Origin of the sequence: Cylindrospermopsis raciborskii Cr2010 (assembly GCF_003367075.2) — a bacterium.
GTDB classification, from domain to species: domain Bacteria; phylum Cyanobacteriota; class Cyanobacteriia; order Cyanobacteriales; family Nostocaceae; genus Raphidiopsis; species Raphidiopsis raciborskii.
Genome location: NZ_CP065936.1, coordinates 1,540,295 through 1,562,390, shown reverse-complemented (window position 1 = coordinate 1,562,390; position 22,096 = coordinate 1,540,295). Strand labels below are relative to the sequence as shown.

Below are 22,096 nucleotides of genomic sequence, written 5' to 3'. Positions count from 1 at the left end.
TAGTATTCGGGATATTAGGATATATAAAATATGCACGAATTGGGAATAACTCGTAACATTATTGCCCTGGTCAGCGAAAATGCCCACAAGCATCGAGTTAAGCGGGTGACGTTGGAAATAGGTAAATTATCTGCCATAATGCCAGATGCGATAGAATTCTGTTTCGATATCTGTGCCCAGGGTACAATAGTTGAAGGAGCAAAATTAGAAATTATAGAGATCCCTGGAATGGCCAGATGTCAACAATGTGGTGTCACATTTACGGTAGATAAACCTTTTGGAATCTGTCCCTGTGGTAGTGTACAGTTGGATTTAATTACAGGTCAGGAATTAAAAATTAAGGAAATAGAAGTGGAGGAATTATGTGTGTAACCTGCGGATGTGATAGCAATCAAGAAGCCAGAATTACTAATATGAATACCCCTCCTGTAAATTGGGACTATCATACCCATACCCTAGCTGATGGAACCCTAATTAGCCATTCCCATATTCATGAACATCATCACCAACATGACCAATCTCCAGCAAATATTCATGCTAAAATTCACCACACAACCATATCACTAGAACAGGAAATTCTAGGCAAAAATAATTTAATAGCTGCTCAAAATAGAGGGTGGTTTAAAGGGCGAAATATCCTAGCTCTCAACCTGATGAGTTCTCCAGGTGCAGGTAAAACCACTCTGTTAACTCGCACAATTAATGACTTAAAACACAAGTTAAATATTAGTGTAATCGAAGGAGATCAGGAAACCACTAACGATGCACAAAAAATCCAATCCACAGGTTGCAAGGTAATACAAATAAATACGGGTACAGGTTGTCATTTAGATGCAGCTATGATAGAAAGGGGAATACAGGAACTTCAACCTCCCTTGGATTCTGTATTGATGATAGAGAATGTGGGCAATTTAGTCTGTCCCGCATTATTTGACCTGGGGGAGCAGACTAAGGTTGTCATTCTCTCAGTTACAGAAGGGGAAGATAAACCCATGAAATACCCCCACATCTTTCGTCTCAGTGATGTTATGATCCTGACTAAAATAGATTTATTGCCCTATTTACAGTTTGATGTGGAAAAATGTATTGACTATGCGAAAAAGGTTAATCCCCACATTCGGGTTTATCAAGTTTCTGCTACCACTGGTGCAGGCTTAGATGATTGGTATGGCTTTTTGTCTCATCACACCCTCGCTCCTTCCTTTAAGAATGCCCTTGGGTCGCCTTCAACATGTGATAGGTAACTATCAATTGTGTTATTGCCAATGGATAACTTTGCAAAGTTTCCCCAGTTGTGCCAGCAATCTTACCCAGTTCAGGATTAATTTCGCGATCGCACACATTTCTAAGATGGGGCATATCATTACACATAACATGCTCTATTTTATTAACCTGTTCTAAAGTTGCGTGTCCATCAACTTCTAACACGTCAACTGGTTTACCCATATCCCTATCCAGTCCCAAACGCACAGGTGATTCTGAGTCATCATTATCTGGATGAAGAATTTGAGTAAAATCAGGATGGGGAATAGTAGGGCGCAAGATTAACCGGACATTAAGATGTCCACCATTTTCTGTTTCATTGTCATTGGGGGGATAGAAGGTAACTACAATATCAGACCATTGACGTTGAGGACGAATAAACTGTTCTGAATCTGGTTCCCGCTTTTCTAATTCTGCTAACACTTGTTCTTTGGTATAACCCCGCTTTTGGGTATCCCTTTTAATCTTCCAATCAGCTCGTAGAGATTCTGGAGGAGCTAGATAGACTTTGACATCATAAGCGTCACGTGCAGCACGGGTAGAATAGCCCAGTAACCCTTCAATAATGACAAACTTATTGGGTTTAATGTATTGAGGTGGTTCAAAGGTTCCCGTTTTATGACTATAGACTGGTTTGAGAATAGGTTGACCCGTGCGTAAAAGAGCCAAATGTTGTTGCATAATGTCCAGATGGTTACAGTCTGGATGGAGAGCAGTAATGCCAGTTTCTGCCCTTTGCTGACGGTCATACCGGTGATAATCATCAGTACAGATGAGAGTTACATTTTCTGGTCCTAGCACCTGGGCTATACCCCTAGTGAGGGTAGTTTTTCCTGCAGCGCTATCACCGACAATACCGAGAATAATTGGACGACTCATCTTTACCCCCTTAAATACAAACCGCTGATGATATCACATAATAACACCTGGCTCTCCAAGAACATTTTTTAGATTATAAGTTTAAACCTGGGAACGAAGATCAACTTTTTGCATGACCGCAACATCTCTCAACATATTCAGCTCTGCTCCCAGTGCGCAGAAGATATAATGGATAAAAATCACCCTTATACCATACCATGACAAATCAAACCTTGGGTTTAGGAACGGATTTATATAATTACCTCCTGAGAAATTCCCTGCGCGAAGTGGAAATTCTCAGCGAATTACGTCAAGAAACTGCCAAGCTGCCAATGTCCATAATGCAGATCTCCCCAGAGCAGGGACAGTTTATGGCACTGCTAATTAAAATCTTAGGAGCAAAAAAGACCTTGGATATAGGAGTATTCACAGGTTACAGTTCCCTGGTAGTGGCTTTGTCTTTACCTGATGATGGCAAAATCATTGCCTGTGATATCAGCGAAGAGTACACTAGTATGGCTCGAATATACTGGCAAAGGGCGGGAGTCGCAGATAAAATTGACCTGCAACTGGCTCCAGCATTAGAAACTCTAGATAAACTATTAGCAGCAGGGGAAGCAGGAACCTTTGATTTTGCCTTTATAGATGCAGACAAGGCGAACTATGAAAATTATTATGAGCGATCGCTAGAATTAATTAGACCTGGTGGATTAATTGCGGTAGACAATGTGCTTTGGTCAGGAAGAGTAGCAGATCCAGAAGTACAAGACAACCAAACCAGCAAAATTCGTGCATTTAATGAAAAAGTACACCGAGACTCAAGAATCACCCTCAGTCTAGTCCCCATAGCAGATGGATTAACACTGGCGAGAAAAAATTAACAAATCAATATGTTAATCTATCACCTTGAGAGATTCTTGAGGAAAAGAAAATGTCAAAACTGAGGGTGGGGTTATTATTTGGTGGACGTTCTGGAGAACACGAAGTTTCCATAGTTTCCGCAGGAGCAATTGCCAAGGCCTTGACTACGGGAGAGAATAGCCAAAAATATGAGGTATGTCCATTTTACATTCAAAAGGACGGGGTATGGCAAGGGGAGGAAATAGCTAGAAAAGTCTTAGAATCGGGTTCAGCTCAGGAAAATACCCCCAACACAGCCAATTATTTATGGCAATTTCCTCAGAAATCTCCCCAAATTGATTTGTGGTTTCCCATATTGCACGGACCCAATGGAGAGGATGGAACTATTCAGGGATTACTCACCTTGATGCAAGTGCCTTTTGTGGGGTCTGGAGTTTTGGGATCAGCCATGGGAATGGATAAAATTGCTATGAAAACAGCCTTTGCCCAAGCTGGTCTACCCCAAGTCCAATACCAAACCGTTACTAGAGCGCAAATTTGGTCAAATCCCTGTGTGTTCCCTAAACTGTGCGACCAAATTGAGACCACATTGGGTTATCCTTGCTTTGTTAAACCAGCTAACCTAGGTTCATCCGTAGGTATCGCTAAAGTACGCTCCCGTCAAGAACTAGAAACGGCTCTAGATAATGCTGCTACCTATGATAGACGAATTATAGTTGAAGCTGGAGTAGTTGCTAGAGAAGTAGAATGCGCAGTTTTGGGTAATGACCATCCCCAAGCCTCTGTGGTTGGTGAAATCAGTTTTAATAGTGATTTTTACGATTATGAAACCAAATACACCCAGGGAAAAGCTGACCTGTTAATACCCGCACCTCTATCACAAACAGTAGTTGAACAAATTCAAGAAATGTCTCTAAAAGCCTTTGCAGCAGTTGATGCTGCTGGTTTAGCCAGGGTAGATTTCTTTTATGTGGAGTCCACCGGAGAAATATTAATCAACGAAATTAACACCTTGCCAGGATTTACATCCACAAGCATGTATCCCCAACTTTGGGCAAATACCGGAATTAGCTTTCCCCAACTAGTTGACCAATTGATTCAACTAGCAATTGAACGCCAACCAACCTCAGACCGATTGACAAATTGATGGATTGAGGATACAATCGGAGATTGACCATGATTACAAATCAATAGTGCAATCGCCGACGTTATTATAGACGGAGGCGCGATAGAATTTGAAAGGAATAAATTTTGATAAAGGTCTAATGGCAGAAACACTATTTTTCAACGCTCTGCGGGAAGCAATTGACGAAGAAATGTCCCGCGATCCTAGCGTGTTTGTACTAGGCGAGGACGTGGGACACTACGGCGGTTCCTATAAAGTTACCAAAGACCTGTGTAAAAAGTATGGTGATCTGCGAGTCTTGGATACCCCCATCGCTGAAAATAGCTTTACCGGATTAGCTGTAGGTGCAGCCATGACGGGATTAAGACCTATAATCGAAGGTATGAACATGGGCTTTTTGCTCCTAGCATTCAACCAAATTTCCAACAATGCGGGAATGTTACGGTACACATCCGGTGGTAACTTTAAAATCCCCATGGTTATTCGTGGTCCAGGTGGAGTGGGTAGACAATTAGGAGCAGAACACTCCCAAAGACTGGAAGCCTACTTCCAAGCAGTTCCAGGCTTAAAAATTGTTGCTTGCTCCACACCCTATAACGCTAAGGGTCTATTAAAAGCCGCAATCCGGGATGAGAACCCAGTGTTATTTTTTGAACACGTTTTGCTTTACAACTTGAAAGAGGATTTGCCTAGGGAAGAATACATCCTCCCCCTAGATAAAGCGGAGATAGTTCGTAAAGGAAAAGATGTAACTATTCTCACATATTCACGGATGCGCTATCATGTAATGCAAGCGGTGAAAACTTTGGAGAAACAGGGACATGATCCAGAAGTTATTGATTTAATTTCTTTGAAGCCTCTTGACTTTGATACCATTGGTGCATCAATTCGCAAAACTCACCGGGTGATAGTGGTGGAAGAGTGTATGAGGACGGGAGGAATTGGAGCAGAACTAACCGCCTCTATCAATGACAGATTGTTTGATGAACTGGATGCACCTGTATTGCGTCTCTCTTCCCAAGATATTCCCACACCTTACAACGGTAACTTAGAAAGGTTAACCATTGTCCAACCAGAACAGGTGGTGGAAGCAGTGGAAAAAATGGTTGCTTTGCGGGTTTAATAGCTTAATTTTCGGGGCTTAATTTTCGGGTTATAAACCGCTAAGATTGAGTATCAGCAAATGCCAAAGATACTCAATCTTCCTTATCTTTTTTATTAATGTAAATTAATTTTAGATCCCTATGCAAAAATACAGATCCGTATTAGCCTTAATCATAATTTTACTTATTGCAGCAATAGCAGTAATTGTTAAAATTCCAGTGCCCTTGGGATTAGACCTGCAAGGGGGTTCTCAGTTAACAATTCAGGTGAAACCAACAGAGCAAATCAAAGAGATTACAGACAGGGAGCTGGAAGCAGTTAAAAAAGTTGTAGAAGGGAGAATTAATGGTTTAGGAGTTTCTGAACCGATCATTCAAACCGTGGGCAAAGATAAGATTCTCGTCCAGTTACCCGGGGTAAATGACCCACAACAAGCAGAAAAGGTACTCGGTGGTACAGCACAATTAGAGTTTCGTCTACAAAAGCCAGATACGGAAACTTTATTACAGAGTTTAAGAGTATCTCAACTGGATATAAAAAGTAAACAAGAAACTTTAAGAAAGGGCAAAGATGAAAACGCCATTGCTGCAAATCAAGCGGAATTAAAGAAAAACTATCAGGCGATCGCGGAGTTATTTGCCAGCACGGATCCACCCCTAACAGGTAAATACCTAAAAGATGCTTATGGAGAGCCTACCCAAGGAAACAATTGGAACGTGGCCCTGCGCTTTGACAATGAAGGTGGGGCCCTATTTGCCGAGTTGACCAAACAATTGGCGGGGACTGGACGAGGGATTGGTATTTTTTTGGACAATGAGTTAATTAGCTCTCCTAGTGTAGGAGTAGAGTTTGCAGCCACTGGCATCACTGGTGGGTCAGCAATTATAACCGGAAGATTTCAAGCGGAAGAAGCAAATAATCTAGGTGTGCAGTTAAGAGGGGGAGCCTTACCCGTACCGGTGGAAATTGCCGAAAGAAGGACAGTAGGTGCTACCCTAGGTCAAGATAGTATTCAAAGTAGTATCTATGCTGGTATTGGAGGGTTAGCTCTGGTTTTAGTCTTTATGGTTTTATACTATAGACTACCAGGATTAATTGCTGATATCTCCCTAATCATTTACGCCATTTTAACCTGGGCCACATTCTCTTTGTTAGGAGTTACCCTTACCCTACCCGGTATAGCAGGGTTTATCCTGAGTATTGGTATGGCAGTAGATGCTAATGTACTAATTTTTGAGCGTACACGAGAGGAGTTAAGATCTGGTAAAACTCTTTATAGATCTGTCGAATCTGGTTTTTACCGAGCATTTTCCAGCATTTTAGATAGCAATGTTACCACCTGGATTGCTTGTGCAGCCTTATTTTGGTTAGGTTCCGGATTGGTGAAAGGATTTGCTCTCACTTTAGCATTGGGGGTTGGGGTTAGCATGTTTACCGCCATTACCTGTAGTCGCACTCTTATGTTTTTAGCCATATCCTTTCCATCTTGGCGGAAACCGGCTTTGTATTGTCCCAAATTAGCAGATAGGACGGAGATAATTAAATGAGATTACATGTTAACAAATGGCGAAATATCTGGTGGGTTTTTTCATCAGTAATTATTATTAGTGGGATCATATCCATGGTGATTTCTTGGCAAATACCCACGATTAAAGCTCCTTTGCGTCCCGGATTAGATTTCATTGGTGGTACACGGTTACAATTGGTCCGGGATTGTAAACAACCAGGTAATTGCAACCAACCTATAGATATTAACGTGGTGCGAGAAGTTGCCAAAGAACAAGGTTTAGGGGAAAGTAGCATACAGTTAATTTCTGATAATGGCGAACAAAATGGCATCACCATTAGAACAAAAAACTTAGATACGGATCAGCGTGTTAAATTACAAAGTGCCCTAAGCCAAAAAGTTGGTGTTTTCGACCCACAGAAAAACCAAATTGATGATGTAGGTCCAACCCTGGGGAGAGAACTGTTTAGGTCTGGAATTATTGCTTTAATAGTTTCTTTTATTGGGATTACAATTTACCTAGCTGTGAGATTCCAATGGGACTACGCAGTTTTTGCCATAATTGCGCTGTTACATGATATTTTGATTACAGTGGGCATATTTTCCATTTTTGGTTTAGTTTTTGGTATAGAGGTAGATAGTTTATTTATCGTAGCATTGCTGACGATTACGGGATTTTCTGTTAACGATACGGTTGTAATTTATGACCGGATTAGGGAGAATATAAAAACCAGTCCTCACATACCCATTGATAGGATTGTTGATGACGCAGTGGATCAGACATTAAGTAGGTCAATAAATACCACTCTAACTACCATGTTATCATTGGTGGCTATTTTTATATTTGGTGGAGAAACATTGAAGTATTTTTCCCTGGCCTTGATTATTGGTTTTGGGGCGGGTGTGTATTCTAGCATTTTTATTGCCAGTACCCTTTTAACTCTGTGGAGAGAAAGGAGCAGCGTTCAAACCTACACCGAAATAGAAACTTAGGGTTACCCGGGGGAATTATTATCCCCCCAGAAATCATTTCATCCGGAAATCTTTTAACAGAAAAGGCATTATCATACCAGTAGTTAAGCTGCTAATGGTAATAGGAATACATAGGGGAATTGAAGTCTGTGCTAATAGGACTAATAATCCCACACCGAAACTGGAAGCAATGATAGTTTGACGGGTAAAGTATAGGGGATCGCGAAATAATTTCCCCTTGAACAACAGTTTGAGCGAAAACCACCCTAATTCTAACATATTTACTCCTAATAATTACCCAGAAAGTTTAATAGTAGTAATCCTAATATCAAAGTGGGAATTACCCCAGCAGGTGCGAACAAACTGCCAATTATGGCTGCGAATTTAAAACCTAAATCTTTACCTGCAATCATCATTCCCCCCAGGGCACCACCAACCATAGATAAAATAACAGCAATCACTAACCAGGTGGAGATTGTTGCCCAATTGATATCCGTATTTAGGCTAGATATAAATACTCTAACTCCCGCATCGTTTATCATGTTTCCTCCTTGTGATGATATAGCTATAGCAAGATAAGATGAACGTAGGATAGGTTTCATACTTCAACCCATCCTACAAATAATTGTGCCTCCCTACTTAGGCGATCGCAATATTATTATGCAGAATCGCATATTCTTGGGAATATTTTTGGTAATTAAAAACTTTTAGTGCTTTGAGGAATGTAGGATTCGTTAATCTCCTCCGAGTTGAGCATGAGCAGCCAAAATAATTTTTTCTGTTTCCTCCCAACTAATACATTGATCAGTTACGGAGACACCATACTTTAAACCCTCCCGGTTACCGTTGATTGGCTGATTACCTTCATATAAATTTGATTCCAGCATCATACCCACAATAGAGGTATTCCCATCAACTATTTGCCCAATTGCACTTTCTAAGACCCGAGGTTGCAATCTATAGTCTTTATTGGTATTACCATGACTACAATCAATAACGATTCTTGATGGTAAACCTGCTGTTTTCAACTGTTCTTCTACCAATCTCACATTCTGTGGATCATAGTTGGGTTTAGTACCCCCTCGCAAAATTACATGACCATGGGAATTGCCTCGGGTTTCAAATACACTGACCTGTCCTTTTTGATTAATACCTAAAAAATGGTGAGTGCTTTGGGCAGATTTGAGAGCATTCAAGGCCACATTAATATTGCCGTCTGTGCCATTTTTAAAACCTACTGGCATAGAAAGACCACTGGCCATTTCTCGGTGGGTCTGTGATTCTGTGGTTCTTGCTCCAATTGCTGACCAACTCACTAGTTCGCTAATATATTGCGGAATAATTGGATCTAATGCTTCTGTTGCTGTGGGTAGTCCTAATTCTGCTAGTTTTAATAGCAAACTACGAGCAATTAAAATTCCCTTTTCTACTTTGAACGAATCATCCATGTCCGGATCATTAATTAGTCCCTTCCATCCAATAGTGGTTCTGGGCTTTTCAAAGTAAACCCGCATGATTAATAGCAATTTATCATGGACTTTATGTGCTAGGAGTTTTAACTTTTCTGCATATTCTATAGCAGCTTCTGGATCATGAATAGAACAGGGGCCAACTACAATAAATTTTCTGCTGTCTTGAAAATCTAAAATATTCTCTAGTTCTTCTCTATACTGTAAAATCGTGTGCTCAGCGGATTTAGTTAAAGGTAGTTTTTCTTTAACTTGATTAGGAGTTGGTAAAACGTGGGAACTCTTAATGTTGGTGTTGACTAATTTGTTGATCATGATGCAAACTCTGGATGGGTGCCACATCTTTTTGGTGTAGACCAACACTGTACACATTTTTGCCAAAAATTTCAATCCCTCCCCTAATTGCTCCAGTATTTGGTAAACTTAACATAAATAACGGTGTTGCGAGCAAAATAACTATGCCAGCGAATTCCTGGACAGATCAGGACTCCTATACAGCAAATTCTGATGGTCTAGACTCCCTGCTATCTGACCTTTCAGCCCAGGGGAAATCCAAAAATGGGATTAAGGATATTTGCTCCCGCTTTCAAGGACGCAGACCTAAGGCCATTCTGGTCCTAACCATGGTTTGGGGGGGAACTATTGCTTTACATTTAGTTTCCTGGGGTTTTGCTTTTATTCTCGGTCTGACCACTATCTTGGGTGTTCATGCTCTTAGAATCATTTTTGTCAGACCCCGCCACCACCATAAGCAAATACAAGGAGATTTACCCTCTGTATCGGTCTTAGTCTCAGCTAAAAACGAACAGGCAGTTATTGCTAGATTGGTGCACAATCTTTGTAGTCTGGAATATCCCCATGGCGAATATGAGGTGTGGCTTATTGATGACCACAGCACAGACAAAACTTCTGAGATATTAGCACAATTACAGCAAGATTACAAACAACTCAATGTCTTTCGTAGAGATGCTAATGCTACCGGTGGAAAATCTGGGGCGCTAAACCAGGTCTTACCAATGACTAAAGGTGAAATTATTGCCGTATTTGATGCTGATGCCCAAATTAGTCCGGATTTATTGTTACAGGTTATACCCACTTTTCAACGAGAAAAGGTCGGTGCTGTACAAGTTAGAAAGGCGATCGCCAATGCTAAGGAAAATTTTTGGACTAAGGGACAAATGGCGGAAATGGCTCTTGACACCTGGTTCCAACAACAACGCACTGCTATTGGTGGGTTGGGTGAATTGCGGGGTAATGGTCAGTTTGTGCGTCGGGAAGCTCTCAATGGTTGTGGTGGGTGGAATGAGGAAACCATCACTGATGATTTGGATTTAACCATTCGCTTAAATCTAACTGGTTGGGATATAGAATGTATGTTCTATCCACCCGTACTGGAAGAGGGTGTGACCAATGTGGTGGCCCTTTGGCATCAACGTAATCGTTGGGCTGAGGGTGGATACCAGCGTTATTTAGATTACTGGGATCTCATCCTCAAAGGTCGCATGAGAGCAGGTAAAACCGTTGATTTACTGATTTTTATGCTGATTATGTATATTATACCTACAGCAGCAGTACCGGATTTACTTATGTCTCTGATTCGTCATCGTCCTCCTATATTAGCGCCTATTACTAGTTTATCTGTCACTATGTCTTTTATTGGCATGTTCTCTGGTTTAAAGCGCACTCGACAAGATCAGAAAAACTCTAATTATTTTATGCTACTTTTACAAACTATTCGTGGCAGCATTTATATGTTGCACTGGTTAGTGGTTATGAGTAGCACTACAGCTAGGGTGTCACTACGTCCTAAACGCCTCAAGTGGGTTAAGACGGTACATACTGGTTCCCAACATTAATAAAACCTGCATACAGGGTTGGTGGAGAAGGAATTTACTTCAGCGGTAGTTCCTTGGCTTCCATCCCGAAAAACCATAACCTCAAAGTCTGGATGCAAACAGAGCAGCTCCTATTAATCCTACCTGTTCGTTGACAATTATATGTACGGGGATATTTTGGAGTAGGGAGGTCATGGTACCTCCCTCAACAAAATTTTTCAGGAAGTTGCCATTTTGCATCAGGGGTAAATTTCTAGGAGCTATACCACCAGAAATATATAATCCTCCATAAGGTAATAGTTTTAAAGCAAAATTGTGGGCTTCCGCACCATAACAACTGACAAATATTCTCATTGTTTCTATGGACAGGCGATCGCTGTTATTGAGCGCTGCAGTGCCAATAGCAGCTCCTGGATCAGATCCTCCCTGACCGTTTTCCCAGTTTCTGACAACTTGAGCGATTTCTGGGTTTTCCGCTTCTTGGGTTGTATCTCTGAGGAACTGGTAAATGGAAATTATCCCTAACCCGGAAACCACCCTTTCTATGGAGGAGCGAGCAATCCCATACTTATTGAGAATATATTGTAATAGTCTAAATTCTAATTCATTCCTGGGAGCAAAGTCTCCATGACCACCCTCTGTGGCAAAAACCTGATAATTTTCACCTTGTTGAATTAAAAATGCTTCTCCTAAACCTGTCCCCGCTCCAATTACTCCTATTGGTGCACCGGGTTGGGGTGGGACATCTTGTAGCGTAATTAAATCCTGGCTTTGTAAACCTAAAATGCCATAACCCACAGCTGCAAAATCATTAATCAGAGACACTGTGGGTATATTCAGTTCCTGTGCCAGTCTTTCCCCCTCCAAAAACCAGGAGAGATTAGTTAACTTCACCTTATTGTTTACCACAGGACCTGCGATCGCAAAACAGGCTCTTTCCGGGGCAAATATAGTTCCTGTAGCAGTTTGTCCCGCCTCTAAAAAGCGAATTACAATTGGTACTAAATCATCAAAATCTCCACTACGATAATTGTCCTCATATAAGGTGCGTAAACCCAGGGATGGGGAAAACTCCACTAATCTGAGTCGAGTTCCAGTACCACCTATATCTCCAGCTAGTAATTGCATAAGTGATGTTCTTGTGATTTATTAGTTAGTTTTCCTGTAATACAGCCAATATAATAGGAGTCAGTGGAAAATTCACCAACCATCTGTTTTATAGCAGATTATCTTTTACGATAGGAACAATTTACAATAATGGTTCAAGAACGCACGTTACCCAAATTTGACACCGCTACAGTCCAAATCACTAGAGAAGAGGGGCTGGGACTATACGAGGATATGGTACTAGGACGCTATTTTGAAGATAAATGCGCCGAAATGTACTATCGGGGAAAAATGTTTGGGTTTGTCCATTTATATAATGGACAGGAAGCAGTTTCCAGTGGTATAATCAGGGGTGCAATGCGTCCTGGTGAGGACTTTGTTTCCAGTACCTATCGTGATCACGTACATGCTTTGAGCGCAGGTGTGCCAGCTAGGGAAGTAATGGCGGAATTGTTTGGTAAGGCCACAGGATGTAGCAAAGGGCGTGGTGGTTCCATGCACATGTTTTCTGCTGAACATCGGTTATTGGGTGGTTATGCTTTTGTGGCGGAAGGTATTCCGGTAGCATCTGGAGCAGCCTTTCAAAGTAAGTACCGTCGAGAAGTATTAGGAGATGAAAGATCAGATCAAGTAACCGCTTGTTTTTTTGGTGATGGAGCTGCAAACAACGGTCAATTTTTCGAGACCCTAAATATGGCAGCACTGTGGAAACTACCAATTCTGTTTGTAGTAGAAAATAACAAGTGGGCAATTGGTATGGCGCACGAACGAGCAACCTCGGATCCAGAAATTTACAAAAAAGCCAGTGTGTTTAACATGGTAGGAGTAGAAGTAGATGGTATGGATGTTTTAGCAGTGCGTCAAGTTGCCCAAGAAGCAGTAGCTAGAGCCCGTGCGGGGGAAGGACCAACTTTAATTGAGGCCCTTACCTATCGTTTCCGTGGTCACTCCCTAGCTGATCCTGATGAATTGCGTAGTAAAGAAGAAAAGGAGTTTTGGTTTTCTCGCGATCCCATTAAAAAGTTAGGTGCTTATTTAGTGGAGCATAATTTAGCGGTAGAATCAGATTTAAAACAGATTGAGAAGAAAATACAGAGTTTAATTGAGGATGCAGTCCGTTTTGCCCAGGAGAGTCCTGAACCTGACTCTAGTGAGTTATATCGCTTCATTTTTGCTGAAGACGAGTAAAAGCGAATAAGGTGCCTCCCCGGTTTCCAAAACCAGGGAGGCTCAATATTATGGTAGGGGATTAGCACCCATAAGAATGCGGAGGCGAGCTAGAATTTTTACCCATTAATCCTGGTATTATGGTTTAATTACCAAAGTGCCAGCAAGCATATCATGTAGGGCCTGTTTTTTCTCCGTGAAGGCTGCCATTATATCCCACATTCCGCACCCTAAGCTGTGACAGATCAAAGAGGATCCTAATGTAGTACATAATAACTAAAATTAATTCAGGGATTAAAGGGCTTAATGAGAATAAATAGCATTAATAGAGACATGGTGTGAGAAAGTAAAGTTTGGTAACAAAAAAGAGAATTGATAACCAAATAAGAAATAATTGATTGCAACAGAAATAGTAGAGGAAACTGTTGTGAAATTAAAAAGTGAAGAAATAGAAATTCAGAATATAGACCATCTAGGGATAGTAGCAGGAATAATAGATTCAATCGGAATAGTGGAAATAATAAATGAATTGATAGGAGTCGAAAAAGACGAAAAAGTAAATGCAGGTCAAGTAGTAAAAGCCATGATAATAAACGGGTTAGGATTTGTCTCAAAACCGTTATATATGTTTCCTGAATATTTTGAAACAATAGCCTGTGAACATCTAATAGGAGCAGGAGTAAAACCAGAATATCTCAACGATGATAAACTGGGGAGAGTCATGGATAAGATGTTTGAAAAAGGATTGAGTACAATCTTTTTTATCATCGCAGTAAAAGCTGCCCAAAAATTTGGAGTATCACTATCAACATCACATCTAGACTCATCATCAATGCACGTACATGGGAAGTATAACACTAGCTTACAAGAAGTAATATTTGAGAGTCAAAAAATAGGAGATAACCAAGAATTAGAGGAAATGACAGCGAAATTACCAAAAGAAATAACTATTAGTTATGGTTATTCTCGTGACCATCGTCCAGACTTAAAACAATTCATTATAGAAATGATATGTTCGGGAGATGGAGACATGCCAATATTTTTAAAACTAGCATCGGGCAACCAAGTAGATTCATCATGTTTTGGTCAAATAGCAGTAGAATATCAAAAACAATTAGAAGTTAATAGTCTTATGGTGGCTGATTCGGCTTTATATACAGAATCAAACCTGAAAATGATGTCAGAATTATCTTGGCTGTGTCGAGTACCAGTAAGTATAAAAGCGGCAAAATCATTAATCTTAACAATACCAGAATCAGAATTTATTGATAGTACAATACCAGGATATAAACTAGCATCAAAAATAGAAAATTATGCCGGAATAGAACAAAGATGGTTAGTAGTGCAAAGTCAAGAGAGGAGAGAATCAGACTTGCGTAAGCTCACCCAAAAAATTATCAAATCAGAATCAAAAGCCGTGCAAGATTTGAGAAAATTATCACAAGAAGAATTTGCTTGTGAAGCAGATGCTATCAAGGCATTATCAAAATTATCAAAACAGTTCAAATATCATAAAATTAACGAGAGTACAGTTACTCAAGTCAAATCTAATAAAAAAGATAGTTCAGGAGAAACATCCTATCAAATATTAGCAAAAGTCTCGGAAGATGAACGTAAAATTAATAGAGAATCCCTGAGTGCGGGACGTTTTATTATTGCTACTAATGTTTTGGATTCAAAGGAACTGAGCAATGATTCCATGCTCAGTGAATATAAAGCCCAGCAGTGTTGTGAAAGAGGGTTTCGTTTTCTCAAAGACCCATTATTTTTTGCAGACAGTATTTTCCTCAAAAGTCCTAAAAGAATAGAGTCAATGGGGATGATTATGGGTTTATGTTTACTGGTTTATACTTTGGCTCAACGTGAAATTAGAGCCGCACTCAGAGAGTCTAAATCAACAATTAAAGACCAATTAGGTAAACTAACTAACCGCCCTACTTTACGCTGGATTTTTCAATGCTTTCAGGGTATTCATTTAGTTGAATATAACAATGAAAAACAAGTCTCTAATTGGACTAAAGATAGAGATTTTATCTTGAATCTTTTGCCAAATGATTGTTTACGTTACTATCGATTAGTAACTTAATTATTGTCTCTATCAATTTAATTTATCATGTTTAAATGAGCTATTTGATTTACAGCTCCATTTTGCTATGTCTATAATCTTGTTTTTACCCTGGAAAAATTAGTCTATTTTATGATTTTACCTTGAATATCTTAATTTTATTTATTTGTTCACCTCTCTGGGTAATGTGAATTCTTATTGCTGCTTATTGAGAATAGATTTTGATGACATTTTTGCTGATTTACTGTTTCTCGAATGCTTTTTTCACTCTCTATGTTTATTTTTATGCTAACTTTGATTTTTATCTCAGTAATTTCCCTCCCCGATAGTTGAGGGTGCGGAATGTGGGTTATATAGCCTATCAGAAGAACCAGTCCTGAGAGAAATTTAGCAAAATACCTGCCAGTCGCTCTAGCAAAGGAAATTGGCTCGCCGTTCATATCGGTCACAACTATACCTAAAGCCTGCTTTCCTAAAGTTGCTTGCTTGTCAGAACTCTCCAAGATTGCAAAGTACAGCCAGTTCGCTACTATACTAACAACAATCGCAATAGCACCAGCTTTTTTGCCCAGAACAAATCCCAACAACGATCCTATAATTGATAGTATTATGGAATCAATAAGCCAGGCCAAAAATCTTGGCCAGAAAGCAGCGTACCTCATAACGGGTTCTCCTAGATAGTGTCAATTGACATAGTCAAAATACCGTAGATAGGAAACTACAGATCCATAAATTAAGAAAAATTTAATACTCGGAATCGCACCTTTCTTAGGTTTGTTGTGAATCCCCTGCGTCTTTAGACAGGGGAGTTGTCAATAAAGATCTCAATCGCCTCTAAACATGGCAAAATAGGGAGTTGTAATCGAAAAAAATATTGTTAAGGTAATTTTTAGTGACTTCAACTGCTCAATCTAAGACAAGTACACGCCGCGTAGTCTTCCCATTCACCGCCATTGTTGGTCAGGAAGAAATGAAACTAGCCCTATTGCTCAACGTAATTGACCCCAAAATCGGTGGCGTAATGATTATGGGCGATCGCGGTACTGGTAAATCTACCACAATTCGGGCTTTAGCGGATTTATTGCCAGAGATTCCTGTAGTGGCTAATGATCCCTTTAACAGTGATCCTAGCGATCCGGACTTGATGAGTGATGAAGTACGTCAACAAGTAGCCGAAGGTTTAGAAATTGCCATTGGTCATAAAAAGGTGCAAATGGTGGATTTACCACTGGGTGCAACGGAAGACCGAGTTTGTGGTACCATTGACATTGAAAAAGCTTTATCCGAAGGTGTGAAAGCGTTTGAACCGGGTTTATTAGCCAAAGCCAATAGGGGTATTCTCTATGTGGATGAAGTCAACCTATTAGATGACCACTTAGTGGATGTACTGCTTGATTCTGCTGCTAGTGGTTGGAATACGGTGGAACGGGAAGGCATTTCCATTCGTCATCCAGCGCGATTTGTGTTGGTTGGTTCAGGAAACCCAGAGGAAGGAGAACTGCGTCCCCAGCTACTTGACCGGTTTGGGATGCACGCAGAAATTCACACTGTCAAAGAACCTGCTTTGCGGGTGCAAATTGTGGAACAACGCTCAGAATTTGATCAAAATCCGGCTCAATTTCTAGATAATTATCAATTTCAGCAAGAGTTATTACAGCAGCAAATTGTCAGTGCACAGGAGCTATTGCCAAGTGTAAATATTGATTATGATATGCGAGTCAAAATTTCCGAAGTTTGTTCACAGTTAGATGTGGATGGGCTAAGGGGAGACATTGTGACTAATCGTGCAGCTAAGGCTTTAACTGCATTTGAAGAACGGACGGAAGTTACAGTTGAAGATATTCGTCGAGTCATTACGTTGTGCCTACGTCATCGTTTACGTAAAGACCCTTTAGAGTCTATTGATTCTGGCTATAAAGTAGAAAAGGCTTTTGCTCGTGTTTTTGGCGTGGAACTACCGGAGGATGTAGCAGGCAAAAATGGCACCAAAACTGGAGTTCGTTGATGAGTTAGGGTTGTGGGTGTAATTTGTCCCCTTGCAGATGGTTAGAGCTATAAACTATAATGAGAGTTAAAGGTAGCGCATCAAAACTATAAAGAATGGAATTGGAAGAGAGATCATCAAAACAAGAAGATTGCGATCAAACAACACTCCCAAGCAGGCTATAGGAAATGACACAAATGAAAGCAAATTCAGAACCATCCACAGATAAAACCTTAGACAGAGATTGTACAACCCTGTCTCGTCATATTCTGCAACAGATGGAAAGCTTTGACTCCCAAGCCCAAGACCTAAGTGCCCTAATGAATCGGATTGCTTTAGCAGGTAAACTAATCGCTCGTAGATTCACCCGTGCGGGATTAATGGAGGATGTTTTAGGTTTTACGGGGGAAACCAATATCCAAGGTGAAACCGTCAAAAAAATGGACATCTATGCCAACGAAGTATTTATATCCGTATTCAAGCAAAGTGGACTAGTTTGTCGTCTTGCTTCCGAAGAGATGGAAAAACCCTATTACATTCCAGAAAACTGCCCAATTGGACGTTACACCCTATTATATGATCCCATTGATGGTTCATCCAACACCGACATCAACTTGAGCTTGGGTTCAATTTTTTCCATTCGACAACAGGAAGGAACAGACTTAGACGGTGAAGCAAAAGACCTCTTAAACCATGGTAGAAAACAACTGGCAGCTGGATATATACTATACGGACCCAGTACCATGTTGGTATATAGTATAGGTAAAGGGGTACATTTTTTCACCTTAGATCCCAGTTTAGGAGAGTTTATTCTCACAGAAGAAAAAGTAAAAATTCCCCAACATGGGCCTGTATATAGTGTAAACGAAGGCAACTTTTGGCAATGGGAGGAACCATTTAGGGAATATATTCGCTACGTTCACCGCACGGAAGGCTATACAGCACGTTATAGTGGGGCTATGGTTAGTGATATTCATCGGATACTAGTACAAGGTGGTGTATTTCTGTATCCTGGGACATTACAAAAACCAGAAGGTAAGTTAAGATTATTATATGAAAATGCACCCTTAGCATTTCTGATAGAACAAGCGGGAGGTCGTGCTAGTAATGGAAAAATAGACATCTTGGACTTAGTGCCAACCAAATTACACCAACGAACACCGCTAATTATCGGTAGTAAAGACGACGTAGCCAAAGTAGAGTCATTTTTAGGGAAGGATTTAGGACAGAAAGCTGCCAATTCCTAACCTAGAAAATATGAAAGTTGATAGGGATCTAAAACTATTCCAGTCCCGTATGAACTCTTTAAAAGAGAAAATCAAGATATTGTCACCAGTATAGGTATTGTTAATGGAAGGGTACGGCCAGGAAATCTGGTTGGTGTAACCATTACATTAAGAATTACCTGATGTCAAATTAAAAATCTCAACAAAATCTCAACCCTCAAATCCCTATGGTCAGTTTGTTAGAAAATCCCTTGCGCGTTGGGTTACAACAACAGGGGATGGCAGAACCCCAAATTATTGTGATTTTTGGTGCTTCCGGTGATTTAACCTGGCGTAAACTTGTTCCTGCTCTGTTCAAACTCCGTCGAGAAAGACGCATTCCCCCAGAAACCACCATTGTGGGTGTGGCCCGTCGTGACTGGAGTCATAACTATTTTCGGGAACAGATGGAAAAAGGTATGCGAGAAGCCCATCCTAAAGTGGAATTAGGAGAGCTTTGGCAGGACTTTTGTCAAGGTTTATTCTACTGTGCAGGTGATATAGACAATCCAGAAGGTTATCAAAAACTGAAAAATTTCCTTGCCGAACTTGATCCCCAACGGGGAACAAGGGGGAATCGGATGTTTTACCTTTCGGTTGCTCCCAATTTTTTCCCAGAAGCAATTAAGCAATTGGGGGGAGCGGGAATGTTAGAAGACCCATACAAACACCGTCTAGTGATTGAAAAACCCTTTGGTAGGGATTTAGCATCAGCACAAAGCCTGAACCAAGTAGTACAAAAGGTTTGTAAAGAAAACCAGGTCTACCGTATCGACCACTATTTGGGCAAAGAAACCGTTCAAAATTTGCTAGTGTTCCGATTTGCCAATGCTATCTTTGAACCCCTGTGGAATAGGCAATTTGTGGATCATGTGCAGATCACCGTTGCTGAAACCGTAGGTGTGGAAGATCGGGCAGGATACTACGAGAAGTCCGGAGCCTTACGGGATATGCTGCAAAATCACCTAATGCAGCTTTATTGTTTGACAGCTATGGAAGCACCTAATTCCATGGATGCGGATAGTATTCGCACGGAAAAAGTAAAGGTATTACAAGCTACTAGATTGGCTGATGTTAATAACTTATCCCGTTCTGCTATTCGGGGACAATATAGTGGGGGGTGGATGAAAGGACAACCAGTTGCTGGTTACCGGGAGGAACCGGGGGTGGATCCTAACTCAACAACACCTACTTACGTAGCCATGAAATTTGTGGTGGATAACTGGAGATGGCAAGGAGTACCTTTTTACCTGCGAACTGGTAAAAGGATGCCCAAAAAAGTGAGTGAAATTTCCATTCATTTTCGGGAAGTTCCTTCCAGAATGTTCCCTTCTGCGGCCTTACAAGCAAATGCTAATATTTTAACCATGCGGATCCAACCCAATGAGGGTATTTCCTTACGTTTTGATGTAAAAATGCCTGGTGGAGATTTCCGCACTCGTTCTGTGGATATGGATTTCACTTACGGTTCTTTTGGTATAGAAGCCACATCAGATGCTTATGACCGACTCTTTTTAGACTGTATGATGGGGGATCAAACCCTATTTACTCGTTCAGACGAAGTGGAAGCAGCTTGGCGTGTAGTAACACCTGCGCTTTCCGTATGGGACTTACCATCAGATCCTGATACCGTGCCTCAATACGAAGCAGGTACTTGGGAACCAGCAGAAGCAGAATTACTGATTAATCAAGATGGTCGTCGTTGGCGCAGACTCTAGAATCACAGATCCAAACAGACAAGTGCAAAAATATGGTAACTGAAACTTCTACAATTTATTCCCTGCAAGCACCTAAAGACATTTCCGTGACGGATATTGAAAATGAACTGGCTCAGATTTGGCAAAGTTACGGTATTCAGGGTGAAAATGGAACTTTACCAGCAGCTATTCGTGCTACCACGTTTACTTTAGTGGTGTATGAGCCAGAAGAAACCCAATATCTATTGGCAGCAACTGGTTTTTATACTGGTCCAATTGATGGTATTTTGGGACCTCACACCAAAACTTCTATTCGAGAGGTGCAGAAAAAACACGGTCTGTCGGAAACTGGTATTCCCACATCAGAAACCATTAGTGTCTTACGGAAAGAATATTTCAAACTTCAGCATAGTGGAGAACACGGAGACAGTCATGGTGCGGCCATGGGTTATACTCACAGTCCTACCAGTCCCACCATTGCTGATGAAATCGCCTTGCGTAACCCTTGTCGAATTATTACTTTATGTCCCATCGCAGGGGAAGATGAAGGGGTAAAAGCACAGGTTTCTGCTTATTGTCCCATTCAAAAACAAAGTTCCAGCACCCTGGTTTGTTGTGAATATATCACTCTCACGGGAACTACCACGGCGCTGGAACGAATTGGTGGCATGATCCCAGCTTTATTAATTGGCGGATTGCCCAAGTTTTTATGGTGGAAAGCTACTCCTGACTCCCAAAACCCTCTATTTAAGAGATTAGCAGCAGTTTGTAATAATGTAATTGTTGATTCCTGTAACTTTAATTCTCCTGAAAAGGATTTATTAACTCTACAGGATTTAGCAGATACGGGTGTACCACTGGCTGACTTAAATTGGCGCAGACTTTCTGCATGGCAAGAACTAACCGCTGAAGCTTATGATGCGCCTCAACGTAGAGCAGCTTTAAGACAAGTTGATCGGGTGAATATTGATTATGAAAAGGGCAATCCCGCTCAAGCCTTATTATTTTTGGGTTGGTTAGCCAGTCGTTTAGAATGGGAACCGGTTTCTTATCAGAAGGAATCGGGGGACTATGACATTACCAATATTGTTTTTGTATCTAAGGATCAAAGACAAATAGCAGCTGAGTTGGCGGGTGTTCCAGTTGCTGATATTGGTGAAATCGTAGGTGATTTAATTGCTCTACGATTGAGTTCTTCTAATCCTGAAGCTAATTGTGGTACAGTGATTTGCACGGAAACTGGCGGATGTATGAGAATGGAAACTCAGGGTGGAGCCCAAAGTGCTGGATTGTTTCAACAGGTTAATTCCCTTGCAGAACAAAAACCAGAGTTCTTATTAAGTCAACAAGTGCAACGTTGGGGTCGTGAAGCTTTGTTTGAAGAAAGTTTACAGGTAATTACCAAAACCATGAAGTTGCTTTAGTTACACTAGTTTTCTAACCAGTATTAACCATAGGGAAAATACTGGTTAAAGAGAGCTAATTCTATTGCGTAATTCAATCAAATCGGGTACGGATTAATATCAAGGTAATTCAACGCCCAATCAAAAAAATTGTCTAGACTAATGTATTTGGATTTCTGGCGTTGCATAGCTTTTTGAATATCTTTACCATGAAACCAATGTTCCAGATATTTTGCATGCCAATAATTGTCAATTAAGTCAGCATCCTATCAGGAGGGCTTTAAATTTGAGACAATTCTTGCCATAATATAGCTTTAGCCAAAGCACTATGGATAAAGTTGATGAGTAGGCTTCTTGGTTTATCTCGTACCTCTGCAGCCATACAACTGCTAAAATCCATTAGTAACGAACCT

21 protein-coding genes are annotated in these 22,096 nt (G+C 40.7%); 14 read left to right on the top strand and 7 right to left on the bottom strand.

Annotated elements, in window-relative coordinates; genetic code table 11:
* Positions 1-30 precede the first annotated feature (30 nt).
* Both hypA and hypB read left to right on the top strand, forming a co-directional pair.
* Entirely contained in the window at positions 31-372 is a 342-nt protein-coding gene (hypA, locus tag C6N34_RS07100) for a hydrogenase maturation nickel metallochaperone HypA (protein WP_006276832.1), read from the top strand.
* Complete coding sequence (hypB, locus tag C6N34_RS07095; protein WP_115539249.1) at positions 363-1,244, top strand: hydrogenase nickel incorporation protein HypB; 882 nt, start codon at positions 363-365, stop codon at positions 1,242-1,244. Before hypA ends, hypB begins: the two co-directional genes overlap by 10 nt.
* Here the strand turns inward: hypB and C6N34_RS07090 are convergent.
* A complete protein-coding gene (locus tag C6N34_RS07090; protein WP_115539250.1) occupies positions 1,204-2,142 on the bottom strand; it encodes a phosphoribulokinase in 939 nt (312 codons plus the stop codon). The two genes, hypB and C6N34_RS07090, sit on opposite strands and share 41 nt — an antisense overlap.
* A gap of 197 nt (positions 2,143-2,339) precedes the next feature.
* Here C6N34_RS07090 and C6N34_RS07085 point away from each other — a divergent pair, with 197 nt between their 5' ends.
* The 5 genes from C6N34_RS07085 to secF all read left to right on the top strand — a co-directional run bounded on the left by C6N34_RS07085 (position 2,340) and on the right by secF (position 7,712).
* Positions 2,340-3,002 carry a class I SAM-dependent methyltransferase gene (locus C6N34_RS07085; protein ID WP_115539251.1) on the top strand — a complete coding sequence of 221 codons (663 nt, stop codon included), beginning with the start codon at positions 2,340-2,342 and terminating at the stop codon, positions 3,000-3,002.
* Positions 3,003-3,052: 50 nt separating this feature from the next.
* Complete coding sequence (locus C6N34_RS07080; RefSeq protein WP_115539252.1) at positions 3,053-4,129, top strand: D-alanine--D-alanine ligase family protein; 1,077 nt, start codon at positions 3,053-3,055, stop codon at positions 4,127-4,129.
* A gap of 118 nt (positions 4,130-4,247) precedes the next feature.
* Positions 4,248-5,231, top strand: a complete 984-nt coding sequence (locus C6N34_RS07075; protein ID WP_115539253.1) for an alpha-ketoacid dehydrogenase subunit beta — start codon at positions 4,248-4,250, stop codon at positions 5,229-5,231.
* Positions 5,232-5,352: 121 nt separating this feature from the next.
* Positions 5,353-6,759: a protein translocase subunit SecD gene (gene secD / locus C6N34_RS07070; protein ID WP_057177067.1), complete on the top strand. Its 1,407-nt coding sequence runs from the start codon at positions 5,353-5,355 to the stop codon at positions 6,757-6,759.
* A complete protein-coding gene (gene secF, locus C6N34_RS07065) occupies positions 6,756-7,712 on the top strand; it encodes a protein translocase subunit SecF (RefSeq protein WP_006276825.1) in 957 nt (318 codons plus the stop codon). The genes secD and secF overlap by 4 nt, the downstream gene beginning before the upstream one ends.
* 33 nt (positions 7,713-7,745) lie before the next feature.
* On the opposite strand, the gene C6N34_RS07060 is transcribed toward secF, so the two are convergent.
* The 4 genes from C6N34_RS07060 to C6N34_RS07045 form a co-directional block, all read right to left on the bottom strand.
* On the bottom strand, positions 7,746-7,970 hold the full coding sequence (locus C6N34_RS07060; protein ID WP_006276824.1) for a hypothetical protein: 225 nt from the start codon (positions 7,968-7,970) through the stop codon (positions 7,746-7,748).
* 8 nt (positions 7,971-7,978) lie between these two features.
* The gene (locus C6N34_RS07055) at positions 7,979-8,233 is read right to left on the bottom strand and encodes a hypothetical protein (protein ID WP_057177066.1); all 255 of its coding nucleotides are present in this window, start codon (positions 8,231-8,233) and stop codon (positions 7,979-7,981) included.
* Positions 8,234-8,425: 192 nt separating this feature from the next.
* Complete coding sequence (locus C6N34_RS07050) at positions 8,426-9,475, bottom strand: 3-deoxy-7-phosphoheptulonate synthase (protein ID WP_115539254.1); 1,050 nt, start codon at positions 9,473-9,475, stop codon at positions 8,426-8,428.
* Positions 9,444-9,590, bottom strand: coding sequence for a hypothetical protein (locus tag C6N34_RS07045; protein ID WP_006276821.1), 147 nt, complete (start codon positions 9,588-9,590; stop codon positions 9,444-9,446). The genes C6N34_RS07050 and C6N34_RS07045 overlap by 32 nt, the downstream gene beginning before the upstream one ends.
* 28 nt (positions 9,591-9,618) lie before the next feature.
* Between C6N34_RS07045 and C6N34_RS07040 the strand changes: the two genes are divergently transcribed.
* On the top strand, positions 9,619-11,016 hold the full coding sequence (locus C6N34_RS07040) for a glycosyltransferase (RefSeq protein ID WP_057177064.1): 1,398 nt from the start codon (positions 9,619-9,621) through the stop codon (positions 11,014-11,016).
* Positions 11,017-11,097: 81 nt separating this feature from the next.
* Here C6N34_RS07040 and C6N34_RS07035 read toward each other — a convergent pair whose 3' ends face one another.
* Positions 11,098-12,123, bottom strand: a complete 1,026-nt coding sequence (locus C6N34_RS07035) for a glucokinase (protein WP_057177063.1) — start codon at positions 12,121-12,123, stop codon at positions 11,098-11,100.
* A gap of 129 nt (positions 12,124-12,252) precedes the next feature.
* Between C6N34_RS07035 and pdhA the strand changes: the two genes are divergently transcribed.
* Entirely contained in the window at positions 12,253-13,290 is a 1,038-nt protein-coding gene (gene pdhA / locus C6N34_RS07030; RefSeq protein WP_057177062.1) for a pyruvate dehydrogenase (acetyl-transferring) E1 component subunit alpha, read from the top strand.
* 406 nt (positions 13,291-13,696) lie between these two features.
* Entirely contained in the window at positions 13,697-15,355 is a 1,659-nt protein-coding gene (locus C6N34_RS07025) for an IS1634 family transposase (protein WP_115539016.1), read from the top strand.
* Positions 15,356-15,504: 149 nt separating this feature from the next.
* Here the strand turns inward: C6N34_RS07025 and C6N34_RS17055 are convergent, their stop codons facing one another.
* Positions 15,505-15,996, bottom strand: a complete 492-nt coding sequence (locus C6N34_RS17055; protein ID WP_329606433.1) for an RDD family protein — start codon at positions 15,994-15,996, stop codon at positions 15,505-15,507.
* 230 nt (positions 15,997-16,226) lie between these two features.
* Here C6N34_RS17055 and bchI point away from each other — a divergent pair, with 230 nt between their 5' ends.
* The 4 genes from bchI (at position 16,227) to opcA (ending at position 21,704) form a co-directional block, all read left to right on the top strand.
* Positions 16,227-17,339 (top strand): magnesium chelatase ATPase subunit I, encoded by a 1,113-nt coding sequence (gene bchI, locus C6N34_RS07010; protein WP_115538480.1) that lies wholly within the window; start codon positions 16,227-16,229, stop codon positions 17,337-17,339.
* A 176-nt stretch (positions 17,340-17,515) separates the two neighbouring features.
* A complete protein-coding gene (gene fbp / locus C6N34_RS07005) occupies positions 17,516-18,565 on the top strand; it encodes a class 1 fructose-bisphosphatase (RefSeq protein ID WP_006276816.1) in 1,050 nt (349 codons plus the stop codon).
* Positions 18,566-18,771: 206 nt separating this feature from the next.
* On the top strand, positions 18,772-20,301 hold the full coding sequence (gene zwf / locus C6N34_RS07000; protein WP_057177060.1) for a glucose-6-phosphate dehydrogenase: 1,530 nt from the start codon (positions 18,772-18,774) through the stop codon (positions 20,299-20,301).
* 32 nt (positions 20,302-20,333) lie between these two features.
* Positions 20,334-21,704: a glucose-6-phosphate dehydrogenase assembly protein OpcA gene (gene opcA, locus C6N34_RS06995; RefSeq protein WP_115538481.1), complete on the top strand. Its 1,371-nt coding sequence runs from the start codon at positions 20,334-20,336 to the stop codon at positions 21,702-21,704.
* Positions 21,705-22,096: the final 392 nt, after the last annotated feature.

Coding starts and splice junctions, on each gene's coding strand:
- hypA (WP_006276832.1), top strand. CDS start 31: ATGCACGAATTGGGAATAACTCGTAACATTATTGCCCTGGTCAGCGAA.
- hypB (WP_115539249.1), top strand. CDS start 363: ATGTGTGTAACCTGCGGATGTGATAGCAATCAAGAAGCCAGAATTACT.
- C6N34_RS07090 (WP_115539250.1), bottom strand. CDS start 2,142: ATGAGTCGTCCAATTATTCTCGGTATTGTCGGTGATAGCGCTGCAGGA.
- C6N34_RS07085 (WP_115539251.1), top strand. CDS start 2,340: ATGACAAATCAAACCTTGGGTTTAGGAACGGATTTATATAATTACCTC.
- C6N34_RS07080 (WP_115539252.1), top strand. CDS start 3,053: ATGTCAAAACTGAGGGTGGGGTTATTATTTGGTGGACGTTCTGGAGAA.
- C6N34_RS07075 (WP_115539253.1), top strand. CDS start 4,248: ATGGCAGAAACACTATTTTTCAACGCTCTGCGGGAAGCAATTGACGAA.
- secD (WP_057177067.1), top strand. CDS start 5,353: ATGCAAAAATACAGATCCGTATTAGCCTTAATCATAATTTTACTTATT.
- secF (WP_006276825.1), top strand. CDS start 6,756: ATGAGATTACATGTTAACAAATGGCGAAATATCTGGTGGGTTTTTTCA.
- C6N34_RS07060 (WP_006276824.1), bottom strand. CDS start 7,970: ATGTTAGAATTAGGGTGGTTTTCGCTCAAACTGTTGTTCAAGGGGAAA.
- C6N34_RS07055 (WP_057177066.1), bottom strand. CDS start 8,233: ATGATAAACGATGCGGGAGTTAGAGTATTTATATCTAGCCTAAATACG.
- C6N34_RS07050 (WP_115539254.1), bottom strand. CDS start 9,475: ATGATCAACAAATTAGTCAACACCAACATTAAGAGTTCCCACGTTTTA.
- C6N34_RS07045 (WP_006276821.1), bottom strand. CDS start 9,590: ATGTTAAGTTTACCAAATACTGGAGCAATTAGGGGAGGGATTGAAATT.
- C6N34_RS07040 (WP_057177064.1), top strand. CDS start 9,619: ATGCCAGCGAATTCCTGGACAGATCAGGACTCCTATACAGCAAATTCT.
- C6N34_RS07035 (WP_057177063.1), bottom strand. CDS start 12,123: ATGCAATTACTAGCTGGAGATATAGGTGGTACTGGAACTCGACTCAGA.
- pdhA (WP_057177062.1), top strand. CDS start 12,253: ATGGTTCAAGAACGCACGTTACCCAAATTTGACACCGCTACAGTCCAA.
- C6N34_RS17055 (WP_329606433.1), bottom strand. CDS start 15,996: ATGAGGTACGCTGCTTTCTGGCCAAGATTTTTGGCCTGGCTTATTGAT.
- fbp (WP_006276816.1), top strand. CDS start 17,516: ATGAAAGCAAATTCAGAACCATCCACAGATAAAACCTTAGACAGAGAT.
- zwf (WP_057177060.1), top strand. CDS start 18,772: ATGGTCAGTTTGTTAGAAAATCCCTTGCGCGTTGGGTTACAACAACAG.
- opcA (WP_115538481.1), top strand. CDS start 20,334: ATGGTAACTGAAACTTCTACAATTTATTCCCTGCAAGCACCTAAAGAC.